Source organism: Levilactobacillus hammesii DSM 16381 (assembly GCF_001434395.1).
GTDB classification, from domain to species: domain Bacteria; phylum Bacillota; class Bacilli; order Lactobacillales; family Lactobacillaceae; genus Levilactobacillus; species Levilactobacillus hammesii.
Map to the genome: position 1 here is coordinate 53,023 of NZ_AZFS01000060.1, position 14,996 is coordinate 68,018.

Annotated in this window: 16 protein-coding genes; 11 read left to right on the plus strand and 5 right to left on the minus strand. The window is 47.5% G+C overall.

The features are described from left to right. Positions 1–58: 58 nt before the first annotated feature. Positions 59–1,039 carry a DUF5776 domain-containing protein gene (locus FD28_RS07940; protein WP_420806199.1) on the plus strand — a complete coding sequence of 327 codons (981 nt, stop codon included), beginning with the start codon at positions 59–61 and terminating at the stop codon, positions 1,037–1,039. Positions 1,040–1,057: 18 nt separating this feature from the next. Continuing rightward, positions 1,058–1,486 (plus strand): hypothetical protein, encoded by a 429-nt coding sequence (locus FD28_RS07945; protein WP_057734360.1) that lies wholly within the window; start codon positions 1,058–1,060, stop codon positions 1,484–1,486. A 147-nt stretch (positions 1,487–1,633) separates the two neighbouring features. Here FD28_RS07945 and FD28_RS07950 read toward each other — a convergent pair whose 3' ends face one another. Both FD28_RS07950 and FD28_RS07955 read right to left on the minus strand, forming a co-directional pair. Then, on the minus strand, positions 1,634–2,470 hold the full coding sequence (locus FD28_RS07950; protein WP_057734362.1) for an alpha/beta fold hydrolase: 837 nt from the start codon (positions 2,468–2,470) through the stop codon (positions 1,634–1,636). Next, positions 2,467–3,489, minus strand: a complete 1,023-nt coding sequence (locus tag FD28_RS07955; RefSeq protein ID WP_057734364.1) for an NADP-dependent oxidoreductase — start codon at positions 3,487–3,489, stop codon at positions 2,467–2,469. The genes FD28_RS07950 and FD28_RS07955 overlap by 4 nt, the downstream gene beginning before the upstream one ends. A 152-nt stretch (positions 3,490–3,641) precedes the next feature. On the opposite strand from FD28_RS07955, the gene FD28_RS07960 reads away from it, so the two are divergent. The 9 genes from FD28_RS07960 (at position 3,642) to FD28_RS08000 (ending at position 12,424) form a co-directional block, all read left to right on the plus strand. Further along, positions 3,642–4,205 carry a TetR/AcrR family transcriptional regulator gene (locus FD28_RS07960; RefSeq protein ID WP_057734366.1) on the plus strand — a complete coding sequence of 188 codons (564 nt, stop codon included), beginning with the start codon at positions 3,642–3,644 and terminating at the stop codon, positions 4,203–4,205. 601 nt (positions 4,206–4,806) lie between these two features. Further along, on the plus strand, positions 4,807–5,193 hold the full coding sequence (locus FD28_RS07965) for a hypothetical protein (RefSeq protein WP_057734368.1): 387 nt from the start codon (positions 4,807–4,809) through the stop codon (positions 5,191–5,193). Positions 5,194–5,232: 39 nt separating this feature from the next. Continuing rightward, on the plus strand, positions 5,233–5,811 hold the full coding sequence (locus tag FD28_RS07970) for a hypothetical protein (protein ID WP_057734370.1): 579 nt from the start codon (positions 5,233–5,235) through the stop codon (positions 5,809–5,811). A 92-nt stretch (positions 5,812–5,903) separates the two neighbouring features. Then, positions 5,904–6,374, plus strand: a complete 471-nt coding sequence (locus FD28_RS07975) for a hypothetical protein (RefSeq protein WP_057734372.1) — start codon at positions 5,904–5,906, stop codon at positions 6,372–6,374. Between the two features lie 61 nt (positions 6,375–6,435). After that, positions 6,436–6,864 (plus strand): hypothetical protein, encoded by a 429-nt coding sequence (locus FD28_RS07980; RefSeq protein ID WP_057734374.1) that lies wholly within the window; start codon positions 6,436–6,438, stop codon positions 6,862–6,864. Between the two features lie 26 nt (positions 6,865–6,890). Beyond that, positions 6,891–7,481, plus strand: a complete 591-nt coding sequence (locus FD28_RS07985; RefSeq protein ID WP_057734376.1) for a hypothetical protein — start codon at positions 6,891–6,893, stop codon at positions 7,479–7,481. 23 nt (positions 7,482–7,504) lie between these two features. Then, the gene (locus FD28_RS07990; protein WP_057734378.1) at positions 7,505–8,266 is read left to right on the plus strand and encodes a hypothetical protein; all 762 of its coding nucleotides are present in this window, start codon (positions 7,505–7,507) and stop codon (positions 8,264–8,266) included. A 31-nt stretch (positions 8,267–8,297) separates the two neighbouring features. Further along, a complete protein-coding gene (locus FD28_RS07995; RefSeq protein ID WP_057734381.1) occupies positions 8,298–8,756 on the plus strand; it encodes a hypothetical protein in 459 nt (152 codons plus the stop codon). A gap of 368 nt (positions 8,757–9,124) precedes the next feature. Next, entirely contained in the window at positions 9,125–12,424 is a 3,300-nt protein-coding gene (locus tag FD28_RS08000; RefSeq protein ID WP_057734383.1) for an LPXTG cell wall anchor domain-containing protein, read from the plus strand. A 136-nt stretch (positions 12,425–12,560) separates the two neighbouring features. Here the strand turns inward: FD28_RS08000 and FD28_RS08005 are convergent, their stop codons facing one another. The 3 genes from FD28_RS08005 to FD28_RS13385 all read right to left on the minus strand — a co-directional run. After that, positions 12,561–12,881, minus strand: a complete 321-nt coding sequence (locus FD28_RS08005; protein WP_057734386.1) for a helix-turn-helix domain-containing protein — start codon at positions 12,879–12,881, stop codon at positions 12,561–12,563. A gap of 229 nt (positions 12,882–13,110) precedes the next feature. Next, a complete protein-coding gene (locus tag FD28_RS08010; RefSeq protein ID WP_057734387.1) occupies positions 13,111–14,265 on the minus strand; it encodes a GW dipeptide domain-containing protein in 1,155 nt (384 codons plus the stop codon). A gap of 39 nt (positions 14,266–14,304) precedes the next feature. Next, the coding region (locus tag FD28_RS13385; RefSeq protein ID WP_202813060.1) for a hypothetical protein at positions 14,305–14,996 on the minus strand (692 nt) is incomplete at its 5' end.

A 14,996-nucleotide genomic window follows, 5' to 3' on the forward strand; every position in this document is an offset into this window, starting at 1 on the left:
CATGAAGAAACAATGGCTATCCACGTTACTCGTCGTAGCCGGTCTAGCCAGCGTGGGGATGACGACCTCCGCGCAAGCTAAGACCAGTTATTACACGACTAATCCCGGTATTATCCGGGTTAAGAAGACGGTTGCCTATTACAAGGACGCCGCCAAGAAGCATCACGCGGCAACGGTACATAAGGACCACTACGCCAAGATTTCCAAGGTGGTCACGGTTAAGGGGCACGCGCCCGTGTTAAAGACCAACACGGGTAAATACGTGACCGCTAACAAGGCATTCGTGGCCAAGACGAAGGGCTACCAAAACCCGAAGAAGTATTATCAAGTTAATGCGACGCAGATCAAGCCTTACGGTAAGGTGGGCTATACGGTCAAACGGGGCTACGAAGGCATTAAGACTTGGAAAATCATGCACCGGTTAGGCACCGCTAATGGCTACAACAAGTACAATTCAGCAACGGTTTATGCGGTCAAGAACTTTCAGCGTAAGCACCACCTGAAAGCCACGGGGACGGTTAACGAAAAGACCTGGGTCAAGCTTGGGTTCTCGAAGTCCAGCTGGACCAGTATCGATGCTTACGTTGCACCATTAGGGGCTCACGCCTGGAACGGCCGCTCCGCCCACATCGAAGCGATGATCAAGCAGGCTTACAAGTATAAGGGCAATCCTTATCTGGTGGGGTCTTCCTCCAAGCCAATTTATGGCACGGACTGTTCCGGCCTCGTCATGCAGGCCCTCTATGCGGGTGGAATTAACCCCAAGCCGATCAGTGCCATTCACCATGCCTACCCCGGCAACGAATGGAACTCACGTAACCTGTGGGCTAGCAAGAAGTTCCAACACGTGGCTTACAGTCACAAGAAGCGTGGCGACCTGGTCTTCTATTACCAACCAGGGACACACACGATTTGGCACGTGGCCATTTACTTAGGCAAGGGTAAGGTGATTGAAAGCTGGCCACCACGGATCATGGTGCAACCAATCAAGAACGGCCAACGCTCTGACGTGGCTGGTATTGCTCGGGTCTTCCATTAAGCCTAAAGGAGAAAAAGGATGAATCTCAAAAAAATTATAGTCGGTTCGTTAGTCGCCGTTGGTGTTTGCACATCAGGTCTCTTCATGCAGACCAATGCCCAGGCCGCGACTTGGCATCATGGGGTGCCATCTTTTCTAAAGCATAGTTTTTACCGAACCAAGCTGGGACCCAAGTACTATATTCTTGCCGGCCAGAAAGTAAAAATTAATGCACGGCGTTATGAAGGTATCCGCACCCACGGGTCAACGCTTTACTTTGAGGGTGCACAGTACAACATGACCCTTAAGAAATGTCGTTACACCAAGAAGGGCAAGCTCTACACCATCAAAGGAAAATATGGCAAGTCGCAAATGGAAACCATCAAGATCAAGAAAAACAGTGCTAAGGTGCTACATGTCAATACAGGGAATGCCTCGGGTTCAGAGAGAATGACTAAAATCAAATAGTAAAATAGACTGGAACCTTCTCCTAAATTCCAGCCATTAAAAATGGGGCCAAGAAATTCATTCGGTGATTTCTTGGCCCCATTTTTTTATTGTTGTAAAGAGCGATAAGTGTTTCAACAATTTAAGACAAGCTCACTATTAGGAAATTTACCGCAAAAACTGGTTGGCCCGCTCCACAAAGTCACCGCCAAACTGAAAGACCCCCGCGTGACCAGCATCCGGATAAATAATGAGCTGGCTGTGTGAAAAGGTCTTGGCCAGGTTGTCACTATTGGGCTTGGTGGGCACCATGATATCATGATCCCCGTTAACCACTAGAACGGGGATTTTAAGTTTAGAGAAATCAATCGGCTGCTCCGAACCCCATCGATGAATGGCTCTTAGCTGGGTTCGGTAGGCAGACCAGCCAATTGACCGATCCCGATTCTCGTGCCGGGTTTTGAGCCGTTTCAAAAACTGCGCCGCTTGTCGCTTACCGTTGGGGGTGCGGGTGAAGAATAGGTAGGTTTTCACGTCGGTAAGCGTGAAGATCGCTTTGGCTAAGGATTGATCAGAAATCTTGGTGACGTCACGAATCCCCTGACCGCCGCGGGGCCCCGTCCCGGTCAAGATTGTGCGCCTGATTAAGGTCGGTTCTTGGTTGATCACTTCCTGCGCAACGAAGCCGCCCATTGAGAAGCCAAACAGGTCGACCTGTTTGAGACCGAGCGCGTGAATGAATTCGCGAATTTCCTGGGCCATGCCCTGAATGGTTTTAGCGGCTTTACCGCCCGATCCGCCGACGCCCTGGTAATCTGGCAGGATGACTTGGTGTTCTTGGGCAAGACCATCGATCACGGCGGGGTCCCAGTTGTCGAGATTGCCCGAAAGGTGAATCAGCGCGATCACGGGCACGGCATCAGGTACGCCGATTTTGCGATAGGCAAAGGTCTTCTGCGTTGGGGTGACTAAGGTTTTAGTGGGAACGTTGATGTAGGGGGTCATGAGCGGGCTTCCTTTCCGTCAAAGTGAATGAGGACTTTACCCTTGGGGTGTCCGTTGGCCAGGTAGGCCTGTGCCTCGTTGACCTGGTCTAAAGAAAATTCTTGGGGATCAACGGCGGGGACGATGGCGTTATCTTCAATGATTTTGGTCAATGCCCGCAGTTGTTGACCATCGCTGCGGACGTAGATAAAGCGGTAGTCCACCTCGTGACGCTTGGCCTGACGATCAATGCTGCGACCATTTAGGCTGAATAGGAGTCTTTTCCAGGCGGGTAACTGGTGGTCACGGGCAAAGGCCCCGTTTGGCCCCGTCCGCAGTGAAAGGAGGCGGCCCCCAGGTTTGATAATGGCCAGTTCATGCGTAAGTTCCTGGGGTCCTAAGGTATCTATCACGAAATCGACGTCGTTTAAGGATTCCCAGTAGTTTTGTGTAGCGTAATCGAAGTATTGGTCGGCGCCAGCTGCGAGGGTACGTTCGCGAGCAGCCGCGTTACCGCTGACGCTGACCGTTAAGCCCAGGTCTTTAGCGATGGGAATGGCCATCTGACCGAACGACCCCGACCCACCGGGGATAAAGACGTGTTGCCCGGCTTGCGCGTGGAGAACTTCGTGCAGTGCTTGGTAGGCGGTTAAGCCCGTCAATGCGGCGGCCGCGCCGGTCTTGAACGTTAGGTTTTGGGGTAAGGGCGCAATGGCGGTAGCCGCAACGGCGACATATTCGGCAAAGGCCCCGATTTGATCAAACGGCAGGCGTGTGTAGACGGCGGCGCCCACTTCGAAGTCCGTCACGTTGGCGCCAATCGCAACCACGACGCCGGTCAGTTCATTTCCCATGGTGTGGGGGAGCGCGATGCTCTGAATGAGGCGCAAGCTACCGGTTCCCAGCAGGGCGTCTAGGGGGTTCACCGCGGCTTCGCGGACCTCAATCAGCACCTCGTCGGCCTTAATCTGGGGCCGGTCAATGGTCCGAATTTCAAGTTGATAATCTTTGGCGTAATGGGTCAGTTGTGCGGCCTTCATAAGCAGTTCCTCCGTTTACTTTAGTAACATTTTTTAGATTTTGTGACTAAAGAGAGGTTAACACGTCCAGTAACAAATATCAAGAATTGTTACTTTCAAAAAAATGTGGTAACCTAGTGTGAAAGAATAGCCAAGTCAGGAGGACGCTAAGCATGGCAAAAGTGACGCAGCGCCAAATTGTAGATACCGCCAGTGCGCTCATCCAGGAACAGGGACGGATTGATATTTCTTTAAGTACGATCGCTGACGCCCTTGGGATTACCCACGGGGCGTTATACAAACACTTTGATAGTAAACAGGCCATCTGGGAGGCGGTCGCTGAGCAGTGGTTTCACACGCAGATTATCGATAAGGTCACGCAGCTGGTGGTGATCGATGGGGCCACGGCGCAGCGAGATGCGGTGACCGTCCTGCATGAGTGGTTGTGGGCATTTGTTAATGCTAAAAAGGATGCCTATTTAGCGAACCACGATATGTTTAAATTGAACACGCAGTACGTTGATAACAATCCGGCCGCTCTACAGTGGGTGCTCCAGCCAGCCTATCGGCAAATTGATGAGCTCATGGGCTATCACGATGCGGACTATCAGCGGGCACAGGCAATTTTGTCGGCGTTTTCCGTCTTTACGTTACCTAATTTAAGTGCTGCTTGGGCCTGGCCGGATTATCAGGAGCGCTTTGAAGCATTGTGGCGGTTAATTCGGGCCGGTGTTTGATGGTCCTTAGAGGCACTAAAACTATGAGGCACGGGCAGACTTTACAAAATATGAGTTTAAACCATAGAAGGGCATACACAGACACTAGCCACGCTGATTAGAGGCGTTTGGGTAGTGTTTTTTATTAATATTAGCTGAGTCTAGGACACTATATTATTGAAGCTTTTGTACATAAAATAAAGGTACAATGTGAATGCTATATTGACTTTTAAAGTGTGCTTTATTAGTATATTCCATATAGAGTACCGGTATTGACGGTATTTGTGATGGAATACAAAGAGGCTGAATTTTTTTAGACCAAAATTAATGCGGGTGACGACAAAGGCGCTCAGTGTGTTGAGCTGATCGGAGCTACCTGAATGTGAGAGTTGCGTGACCTCAAGTTTTTAGGGAGACGTGACGGGCCAGTCGTTGTGATCTGAAAAAATGTCAGTCTAAGTCAGAAAAGGATGGGGCGAGAATAGGCAGAATACATAAAATCCCTTCGGTGAAGCGCACGAAGGGATCGTTTTAGGCGTTGTTGTAGATACATAGTTGGTGTTAGTTCTCTAACTCGGCGCAGGCGGACGTTAGAAATCAGAATAATTTAGGAGAAAAAGACATGCAAGCATTGAAAGATGGAAACGGCAAGATCAAACGCGGCTGGTTGATTGGTGGTGGAATTGTTTTGGTTGCGGTCATTATCATTGTCGCGGTGATGATGATGCCCAAACATTTGAGTGGCAAGTACTCTCACACCTCAACGTTCCTACTGTCCAAGTCAACGGACACTTTGAAGTTTGATGGGGATAAGGTGACCGAGTATTCCGACGGCGAAAAGATCCATACCGGCACTTATACCTTGAAAAAGGACGACTTGGACATGAAGATTTCCGGGTATCACATGCATGCCACGTTAGCGGATGACAAGAAGTCATTTGTCATTAACTCGGCAGACGGGCTCGCTAACTTGGCCAGTGGCTATAAGTATAGTCAGAGCAGTAACTAGGTTGAACTGGGTCAGGTCAAGAATGGAGATTGTTATTAAATGAAAAAAGAAGAAATCATTGCTTACCTCACGGACAAACAAAAGCTGACAGCGAAGGTTCAGGATCTACGCCACGATTTATTTGTCGTTCAGCAGCAGTCCGATGCCGTCCAAAATAAGTACAAGAAGCATCGGAATATTCTGCTGATTGTGATTTTGATTGCCGCCTTTATGGCAGCTGATGTGCGGTTGTTAGGCATTCTTATTGTGGTTTTGATTGGGGGCTACGTTGCACTGCGGGTCAAACGTTCCTCAGCTCAAGGCGAGCTTAACGGGCAAATGGATCAAATCAAGCAGAAAATCGCGAATGAGCAAGCACAACCGGCTTACGTCGCGGGTTTGCAGGACTTTCCGCAGAAGTTTTACAGTTACTGGATTATTGACCGCTTGATTCATTTGGTTAAGGAGAACCGGGCAACCACGTTACAAGAGGCATTTAACGTTGCCGAGAACCAAGACTTCCAAAACGATCAGCTTGCGCTCCAACAACAGAACTTGGCCGTTGCCGAATCCACTAATTCCGCAGCCAAGGTATCCGCGGCTGCCAATATCTTTACAGCAATGAATACACGGAAGTAAGGGAGTTTCATGGTGGGCCAGCGTGACCTTATGGGACGTTGACCTGCCATTTTGTTATGACTATCAGAAAAAATGAAAGGATGTTGGCTAACATGAAAGCAAAACATTTTGTGCCCGTTTTGGCCCTAACGGTTGGTTTAGCACTAGGAGGCGTGGCACTCCCTAGCACGACTGCGGAAGCTAAGATTCATTATACGAAAATGCCCAAATCGTTCATTGGTACGTGGGTTAATTTATCTCATGAGAACTATTCGGGAACACGATATACATATCGTACGACACTCAAAATCTCTAAGTATAATTATCAAATGAAATATGTGGTGAATGGGAGAACCATTTCAAAGGTTAATTGGTCCGGTAAGAAGAAGGCTGATTTCTACAAGCACAGTGACCTTGGTGTGAAAAAGGGCAAACACGGTCGCTGGCGGATTAGCCAGTATGGCATGAATAGTATCTTCAACGAGACGTATAAGCGGGTGAAACACAATGGCAAGCAGGCTTTAGTTAGTCTTGATACGTACGATGATGGTTCGCCACTTAATATTTACTACTATAAGAAATAGTTGAAGTGAGTATGGTTTTATCTTCGTTACATCACGCAAAATTAAAATCGGAGGCGTCATGATGAAAAAAACAGTTACGCAGACTTTTCTGATGGCTGGTGCAGCCCTCATGTTAGTTGGCTTCGGCGGGACGACAACCCAAGCTAGTCAGACCAGCACATCCTATCAGCATAAAGCGACGAAGGTGAAGTGGCACAAGGGGACACCTAAGAGTGTGCGCGGTAATTTTAAAACTAAAAAATATGGGGCAGACTTAATGATGGAGACGCGAATTCGTGCCAAGTCGACCTGGTTCTGGGGATCGGGGATGCCCATTCAAAAGGGCTACAACGTCCATTACAAGAAGACCGGGCACAATCATTACGTCATTCGCTACGATGCGCACGCCTCAGGGATGTTCAAGGGTGGTAAGAAGCTGACGATGTCCGTGAATAAGGTTGGTAAGAATATTAAGGTCTTTGGCTATAGCAATGTTTTCTATAAGTACTAATTGGGTTTAACAATAGGGAGACTGACATGAAACGATTAAAGGAGTTTTTAGTAGCCTTGGTTTTGGGACTTGCCATCGGCGGTTTAGCCGGCATGACGGGGACATCAGCAAGTGCTAGTACTTGGCATAAAGGGCTGCCTAAGGTATTGAAGCAACATCATCTTTGGGGAAGCAAGCGGATATCACGATTTGGTTCTGCCAAGCAGTTCTATTCACGTAACTTTATCGAAACTGGCTATAGCAAGGGAAGTGGTTACTTCTTCTCTGATGTGATGCGGACGTACTATAAGAATGGCAAGTTCGAGCAATCATTTGTTGAATTGCTAATCAACTCGAGACGTTACGAAGTCGACCCGGCCACCACTTATATGAAGACGGGAAAACACACTTATCAGATCAAGTCGACTGTGAAGCAATCGGGGTATCCAGACCAGCGCTACAAGGTTCAACAGTCAGGTAAGCATATGACGGTCTGGACGAAGCGTTTGTGGAATCATATTGATCCTAACAAGGGCTTCAATCGCAGTCAGAAGAAGTGGCACAAGATCGATCACTATCAAGTGTTGAAAAACATTTCTGATGATAACGTTCAAAATAAAGATCCGATGCATAAGTAGCCAATAAATGGGAGTAAATTCAGATGAAAAAAATTGCACTAAAAGCCTTAATGCTAAGCTGCTTAGTCGTTAGTTTTGGCATGGTCGCAGACAGTAAAGTTCCTGTGAGCGCCTTTGCCAAGACGCAAGCAGCCAAGGTGGTTAAGCATGAAAAGATTAAACGAACCAGCTATCATGCTAACGGCGGCATATTATATACGAGCACCACGTTGACTAAGAAATCGGCTAAACAGGTTAAGAATGTGAAGACGACTTTGTTTGCAAGCAAGTCGGCTAGAATCAAGAAGAATAATGGTAAACAAGCCACCTATTACTTTGTTAAAAACAAGCGTGGTGATGTCAAAGGGTGGCTCTGGAAAGGCAATCTGAACAGGACCAAGAATTTGGCACAACGGGCTTCGGATCTTCGACGGTTTAAGGTAGCTTACTGGGCGAAGGGACGGCATGGGGATATGGACGATTTGCCGGATGAAGCGCTGAGAAATATGCCACTGTCGCATGTTTATAACATTAGTTATCATGATAATAAGGCCGGTATGCCATCGTTATTGCGACGTTTTTATGCATGGAATCCGCGAGAAGCTCAAGGATCATTGATGGCATATGCCATATTCAAGGGACGATTTGATGCGAAAACTAATGCCAAACTGTTGCGGTTAAAAAACAGAGTCCAAAAAGAAATCTCCCAATATAAGTCTCACGATGTCGTATCAACTGATAACTTATGGGATGCAACCAATGACTTGGGTCAAGCGTTATCGAAAGCGGTACATACATTAGGCTGATTGGATTGGAAATTTTAGGAGAATGATGAAAATGAAGAAGAACTTATTTATTGCGACAATGGCTGTTGCGGCAGGCTTGTCCTTAGGTGGTGTTATGGCTCCAAGTACGACTGCTGAGGCCAAAATTCATTATACGACGACGCCCAAATCATTCAGGGGCACTTGGGTTAGGGCGGACGATGAAGATCCAGCAAATATTAATACGCTCAGGATTTCCAAGTATGTTTATGATTACCAATATAACCATCACGGCAAAAAAGGGACTTTAGTCAAATGGTCTGGAAAAAAGAAATCCCATTATTACAATCATAGTGATCTTAGTGTTAAAAAGGGCAAGCATAAGGGAACTTGGCGCATTAGCTGGTATCGGATGAATAGTATTTTTGACGAGACCATCAAACGGGAAAAGCACAATGGTAAGACGGCATTGGTCTTCCTTGACCGTTATGGTGATGGCACGCCACTAAGAATTTATTTTTATAAAAAATAAGACCCCGAAGTGTTAAATTAAGGCAACACTCAAATATTTGAGAGGGCTCAGTTCAATCTTGAACTGGGTTTTTTTGTTCGACTAAATTAATTGAAGCCAATATGGGATGAAGATTTATACACTGTGAAATTGAAGGATAAATTAGCCTTATTAAGTATTGCTTCTGGCAATTATTAACTTGCGCATATCACTTAACGAACCGCTAGTTTTTGGGCCGCAACAAAGCTCGCCTAAATCTGTATTCCACATAATGTTTTACGCCATTGATTATTACTCACAACGTGGCTATAATGGATAATGACAAGAGGAAGTAAAAGTGCTTATAAAAATATCTGAATTTGGTTGTAAGTTAAAGAGGGGGACCAATCATGAGGAATTTTGAACGTAAGACACACTACAAGATGTATAAATCACATAGAGGCTGGTTAGTTGCTGGTATTACAGTCACCAGTATGGCCGTGGGGATCATTGCGGGCCCCCAAGCCACGCCAACCGCGCATGCCGATGATAATAACGCACCCGTTGAGGAAACAGGACAGCAGAATGCGGCCAGTGGGTCGAACAAAGTTTCCCTGCAGTCGAGTCAGTCTTCTGATGGTACGGACGGTCAGATTGAAAACGGTAACAAGCCTAGTACGTCCGACAAGTCTAATATAGGACAGCCAGGTGACGGGGCAAGCGGTGGTGAATCTGGAGACGTTGGTTCTGGTGCTGATACTGGATCAGTTGGCAACAATAGTGGTCAGCCAGGTAGCCCAGCCCCAGAGGGCCCTCAGAGCACGGCTGATAAGCAAGGTCAGCCTGCATCTGGTTCAGAAGTAGTCGCTAAACCGGAAAATTTGGAGGTCACTAAGGACGTTGTGGCAGCACCAGCAGCTCCGACATCTCCAGTTAAGACGGGGATCACTGTCCAAGATCCCAATGATCTGACGAATAAGGTCGCGGGTCAACCGGTATTTAACGTCAGTAAGACTGACCAATTGCAATATACTTATAATCACGTGGATTCTGCTGGGCGTAATACGGACTTAAGAGTTGTAGATGGCTATAATAGTGGTTATCAAGTACAGGGCGCTAGCACTTGGTTGGGTGAAACGTATGCGAACCAGATTGCACAGGATGCCAAAGGTGTTGATCCGGTTTCGTCGGCCAGGTATGGAACCCAACTCATGTACATCGATGAATGGCTGCCAGACTATGGGCTCCAATACTTTCTCTGGCAAAATAACTATACCAAAACTTATGCGACCATTGCTGACTTTCGGAATAACTTCACGAAGGCCGAGTTAGCAACGCTCACTTCCATTTATTCGAACGACAACTTACAAGCTGCGGCCGGTAATCAGCCGACAACCTATTATCAGAGCATTATGGCCATGCAAACACTGGAAGGTTTACAAAACGCGGTAAATCTTCAGGTGCTGTTCATCTCGCCAAACTTGAGTGTCAGCCAAGCTATCTATGGTACCTATGAAAAGAACAGCAATCTCTGGGATATTCGGGCGTTAAGCAACCTGAAGGACCTGCGTGAAGTTCAGTTACCAATGGCTTCTATCAATGATATCTCAGCACTAGGGAATCACGACCAGTTGACCCAGGTCGGCTTTATCGATAACCAGATCACGGATATTTCACCACTGGCGACAGATAAGAACTTATTAATTTCAAATGCTAATCTTAGTAAACAACACGTGCTGTTAGCACCGATTAAAGTTAGCGATAAATTAGCTAAGGGAGTCAACACAACTGATACAGGGATGCTGACCTACACGACACCGTCCTTTATCATCAAAGATTTGGCTGCTAGCAATCTGCCGATTCAGGGATTTGATAACGCCAGGGATGTTAAATATCCGTCCCTTTTCCCATCTAGTTCCGATGCCGGTAATTTGAACAGTAACACGTTGACTTGGTATAACTTATTGAATGATACGGATTCAGCGTACGGAAGCTTATCCACCACTTGGAGCGATACTAACAGTGACTTTGCCGGCTATATTTTTCAGCCGTATGAATTAGCTGCTAACGTCAGTGATTTAAACGTCAATATTCAGCTCTTACAAGCTAACGGCCAACAGTTAAACCTAGCACCAGCCACTCTGATTTCTGGAGATATTGGATCGAGTGTGGACGTCCAAAAGAATGCGACCGTCGTGACGTTATTGAATCAACAGTTGTCTAAGGGCTACACGTTCTCCGGGCTGATTTTGGATGGCACGGGTCTCTATTCCGACTATCTAGCCGGCAATGGCAAGGCTAATGCACAGAAGTCTTCTGAAACCACCTTAACTGACGAATCCAAGAACTGGACGATTCTTTTCTACAAAGACGTACTGCCATGGAATCTCGCCATGTCCTATGGGACCAAGGACGCCGATGGTAACTTCACACCAATCACGGCCGAAGATGGCACTCCGGTTACCGATAGCTACAATGGAACCTCTGACACACCATTAGCCTTGAACAGTTATCAGAAGGACTTCCCTGATTACGTCTACACGGGCGCCGAGACCAGCGTTGACGGCAAGACCTGGACGGATATCAGTTCAGCTACCGACATTCCCTTTGTTGGCGCTAAGCAAGCCGTTCGGTTGGTTTACGCACAGGCTAAACGGGCTACTGTGACGGTAAAGGACGCGACAACCGGCAAGACGGTTCAAGTCCTAGACTACACGACTAATCCCGAACTCCGGGGCGCCATTGGCACAACGAGTACCTTTGATTCCGCCACGGTGATTGATCCAGCCGTTGCCAAGGGGTACAAGTTAGTTAGCGATACCACGAAGAACGCAGACGGCAGCAGTGCCATCGTCTTCGGGCAGGCCGACGATACCAATTTGAGTTTCGCGATTACCTTGGCCCACGACTTTAAGACGACGGAAAAGGCCGTCAATGAAGTCATTAATTACCAGGATCAACAGCAGAAGCAGGTCGCTGCGCCAGTTACGAAGACCATGACGTTTGCCACGGTCACGGATCAGGTAACGCAGGACGCCGTGACTTACAGCAATTCAGCCGCCACTGGCATGCCAGCACTTGATGTGACCGGCAAGCCGACTGACACTGGTTGGGTTGTCTACCAGGCCGGCGATCAGCTCGCCTTTGGAAATGTGAAGAACCCAACGGTAGCGGGGATGCACGTCGTTTCAACGACGGACCCGGCCAATGATCTAACCCAAACAACGGGTCAGAGCGTTACGCCTGACAGTGCTGACTTGGCCATCACCGTAACCTATGCGGCCGATGCGACAACCGGCGGCGGTGGCGACAACGGCAATAATGGTGGTGGCAATGTGACGCCACCAACCACGAATCCTGAAACCCCATCGACCGGTGGTGGCGCGGATAAGATCAAGCCAAAGAAGCCAGCCAAGAAGCCGATGAACAAACCGGCTAAGCAACCCGCAAAGGTTACTACGGTTGGTAAGACGGGGACTACGAGTCCCAAGCAACCCCTGACGACCGCAACAACCGGTGGTCAGGCGGCTAAGGTTCAGGAATTAGCTGCGCCGGTATCCGGTAAGCCAGCCCAAACCTTGGCTAAGCAGAAGACCAGCACGACACTGCCTCAGACCAATGAGCAGCAGAACCACGGGTTAGCGATTGTGGGCTTGGCCTTGTTAGGTGCTCTGGCAGGCGCCTTCGGTTGGAAGAAACGTACGCATTAAACTAAAATGAAGTAGAAAATTAGCCCCAGGTAGTGGTCGCTTCGGCCAGTACCTGGGGCTTTTTGGTGGCATAGTTACGCGCTGCAAGTAGAAAAAGTCACGATTACCAATAACGGTAGTCGTGACTTTTCGAGTTTTAATGAGTTTCATGATAAGTGGTGATTTCATTGGCTTGTTCGATGAGTGAGACAAATTGCATGATACTTTGCACCTGTTCACCGGTTAAACCGGCCATCTTGAATGGTGGATTGTCGGAACCACCTAGCAAATAATCGGCTGAGGTGTCCAGAATCCCGCAAATCTTGATGAATGTTTCCAGTGAGGGATAAGACAAGCCTTGCTCGTACGCGGAGACCGTTCCCTTACTGACGGCTAATTGTTTAGATAAGTCTAGTTGTGTGAGGCGCTTTGACTTGCGAACCGTCTTCAGTCTTTCGCCAAAAAAGTCTATATTCAATAGGTTCTCCCTCGCTACAGAATGGCAGATTTATCTGCAAATGTGTTATTGTGAAGTAACTTCATGGTAGTACCGGGACGAATCTTTGTCAACGTCAGTGGGGGATTACATGAATTCCAGGAGTGTCAGAATTGAATCCTATCTTTCATTACCCGAAGTTTAAAAATACGGGTAATGGCGAAATGAAGACTACCAACTGATCACTGATTAAAATTTTTGGCGGGTGCCGCTAGTTAACGTTAACGTCAATTCGTAGACTCAGTTTAGGATTGTTCACGGAGCGGACAGTCACACTCGACTTCCCGGCGCCGGTAGCCGTGATCATGAAGGTTCCTGTTGTCGTTTTGCTAGGTGCTGTGACGACGGCTGGATTAGCACTGGTTATAGTATAGGAGTTCATCTGTAGGTCGGATAATTTGAGACCACCAACGGTTCCCGACCACATCTGAACCTTCTGTGTCTCACCGACAGTTAGATCGGCGATGAAAAAGTTAGAGGAAAGGTCGGCAACCTTTTTGGTTTCAGACCAGTCACGTGCGTTATCGAAATTGGTATCTGAAGGAATCTTATCCCGAATGGCTTGGCCGACTTCGGGATTAGTCGGGTGATAGAGCGCGTTCTTATCACTCAGATAGTAAGTATTGGCTTTATCAGGGATAGCAGCGTAGGCAGCGGCCGTAAATTCACTCTTGAGCTGAGTCACTTCAATTGGAGAGGCGCTACCCATCTTATTGGAAACGTAAGGTAAGCCGTCCTCATCGTAGGGGACGTTGTCGACATTGTAGAGGGGAATCCCATTGCCCTCGGCACCAAAGGCGGGTAGGTTGAGCCATTGGGACCAAGTGATGTGCTTCGTGGCGTTGACGTACATACCATCAGTTTTAGTATTGGTCTTTTTAGAGGCATTCTTGGCTTTAGCTTTTGTTGTAGCAGAGGTTTTGGCCGTTTTCTTAGCTGTTGCTTTTGATTGGCTGCTCTTCTTTGTGACTTTCTGAGTGGTCGTTGTGTTTTTATACCAACCTGTTAGGTAGTGGCGGTTAACCCAAATAGCTTGTCCTTTTTTACCGATCCGAACTTGATAATAGATGCTGTGATCAATCTTGGCATGCCGGAGCGTGGTCAGAAAGCTTACTTGATATTTAGTACTACTAAGTTTAGCGGCAGTTCTAAACCGGTAATGCTTATTGGAAACCTTCTTTAACGTGTAACCTTTCCAGGCAGACTTCCGGCCGTTGACGGCAACCTGATGGTGTTTCATCGGCTTGTTCCACTTGATGTAGTGAACCTTTGAAGCATTGGCAGTAGTTGGTTGAACGGTTGTTAAGCCGATGAAGCTGGTTAGAGCTAGTCCTGTAACAGCGAGCTCTTTAAAAATCTTATTCATAATAGCCTCCCCATATGTGATTAATGTTGAGTTGCTATGTTATTTTACATTGATGATAAAGGTTTCATAGAGACTAGGATTATTGACACTGGTTACTTTGATTGTTGTGCTTCCAGAACGTTTCCCAGTAATCGTAAACTTGCCGTTGGTTGTCTTATTTGGAACGGAAACAATCGAGGCATCGGCTGGCTGGATGGTAAAGGTGTTTAAAGCCGCGTAGCTTAGTTTGAGATTGCCATAAACTGAGCTCCACATTTGTGCCGTCTTACTTTCGCCGACCGTTAAGTTAGCTAGCGTAAAGTTAGATGAAATCTCAGCGACACGGTTGCCAGCTTGTTCCTGGGTTTGCTTTGAGTTGGCAATGGTTGTATCTGAAGGAATCTTATCCCGAATAGCTTGGCCGACCTCTGGATTGGTTGGGTGATAGAGGGCGTTTTTGTCACTTAAGTAGTACGTGTTGGCCTTGTCAGGGATAGCGGCATAGGCGGCACTGGTAAATTCACTCTTGATCTGAGTCACTTCAATTGGTGAAGCGCTACCCATCTTGTTAGAAACGTAAGGGAAGCCGTCTTCATCATAGGGAACGTTGTCGACATTGTAGAGGGGAATCCCATTGCCCTCGGCACCGAAGGCGGGTAGGTTGAGCCATTGGGACCAAGTGATGTGCTTCGTGGTGTTGACGTACATACCATCAGTTTTAGTATTGGTCTTTTTAGAGGCATTCTTGGCTT

Bases quoted from the DNA above. Each gene is read 5' to 3' on its own strand.
- FD28_RS07965 (WP_057734368.1), top strand. From the start codon at position 4,807: ATGCAAGCATTGAAAGATGGAAACGGCAAGATCAAACGCGGCTGGTTG.
- FD28_RS07985 (WP_057734376.1), top strand. From the start codon at position 6,891: ATGAAACGATTAAAGGAGTTTTTAGTAGCCTTGGTTTTGGGACTTGCC.
- FD28_RS07945 (WP_057734360.1), top strand. From the start codon at position 1,058: ATGAATCTCAAAAAAATTATAGTCGGTTCGTTAGTCGCCGTTGGTGTT.
- FD28_RS07955 (WP_057734364.1), bottom strand. From the start codon at position 3,489: ATGAAGGCCGCACAACTGACCCATTACGCCAAAGATTATCAACTTGAA.
- FD28_RS07975 (WP_057734372.1), top strand. From the start codon at position 5,904: ATGAAAGCAAAACATTTTGTGCCCGTTTTGGCCCTAACGGTTGGTTTA.
- FD28_RS07980 (WP_057734374.1), top strand. From the start codon at position 6,436: ATGAAAAAAACAGTTACGCAGACTTTTCTGATGGCTGGTGCAGCCCTC.
- FD28_RS07960 (WP_057734366.1), top strand. From the start codon at position 3,642: ATGGCAAAAGTGACGCAGCGCCAAATTGTAGATACCGCCAGTGCGCTC.
- FD28_RS07990 (WP_057734378.1), top strand. From the start codon at position 7,505: ATGAAAAAAATTGCACTAAAAGCCTTAATGCTAAGCTGCTTAGTCGTT.
- FD28_RS07970 (WP_057734370.1), top strand. From the start codon at position 5,233: ATGAAAAAAGAAGAAATCATTGCTTACCTCACGGACAAACAAAAGCTG.
- FD28_RS07950 (WP_057734362.1), bottom strand. From the start codon at position 2,470: ATGACCCCCTACATCAACGTTCCCACTAAAACCTTAGTCACCCCAACG.
- FD28_RS07995 (WP_057734381.1), top strand. From the start codon at position 8,298: ATGAAGAAGAACTTATTTATTGCGACAATGGCTGTTGCGGCAGGCTTG.
- FD28_RS07940 (WP_420806199.1), top strand. From the start codon at position 59: ATGACGACCTCCGCGCAAGCTAAGACCAGTTATTACACGACTAATCCC.
- FD28_RS08000 (WP_057734383.1), top strand. From the start codon at position 9,125: ATGAGGAATTTTGAACGTAAGACACACTACAAGATGTATAAATCACAT.
- FD28_RS08010 (WP_057734387.1), bottom strand. From the start codon at position 14,265: ATGAATAAGATTTTTAAAGAGCTCGCTGTTACAGGACTAGCTCTAACC.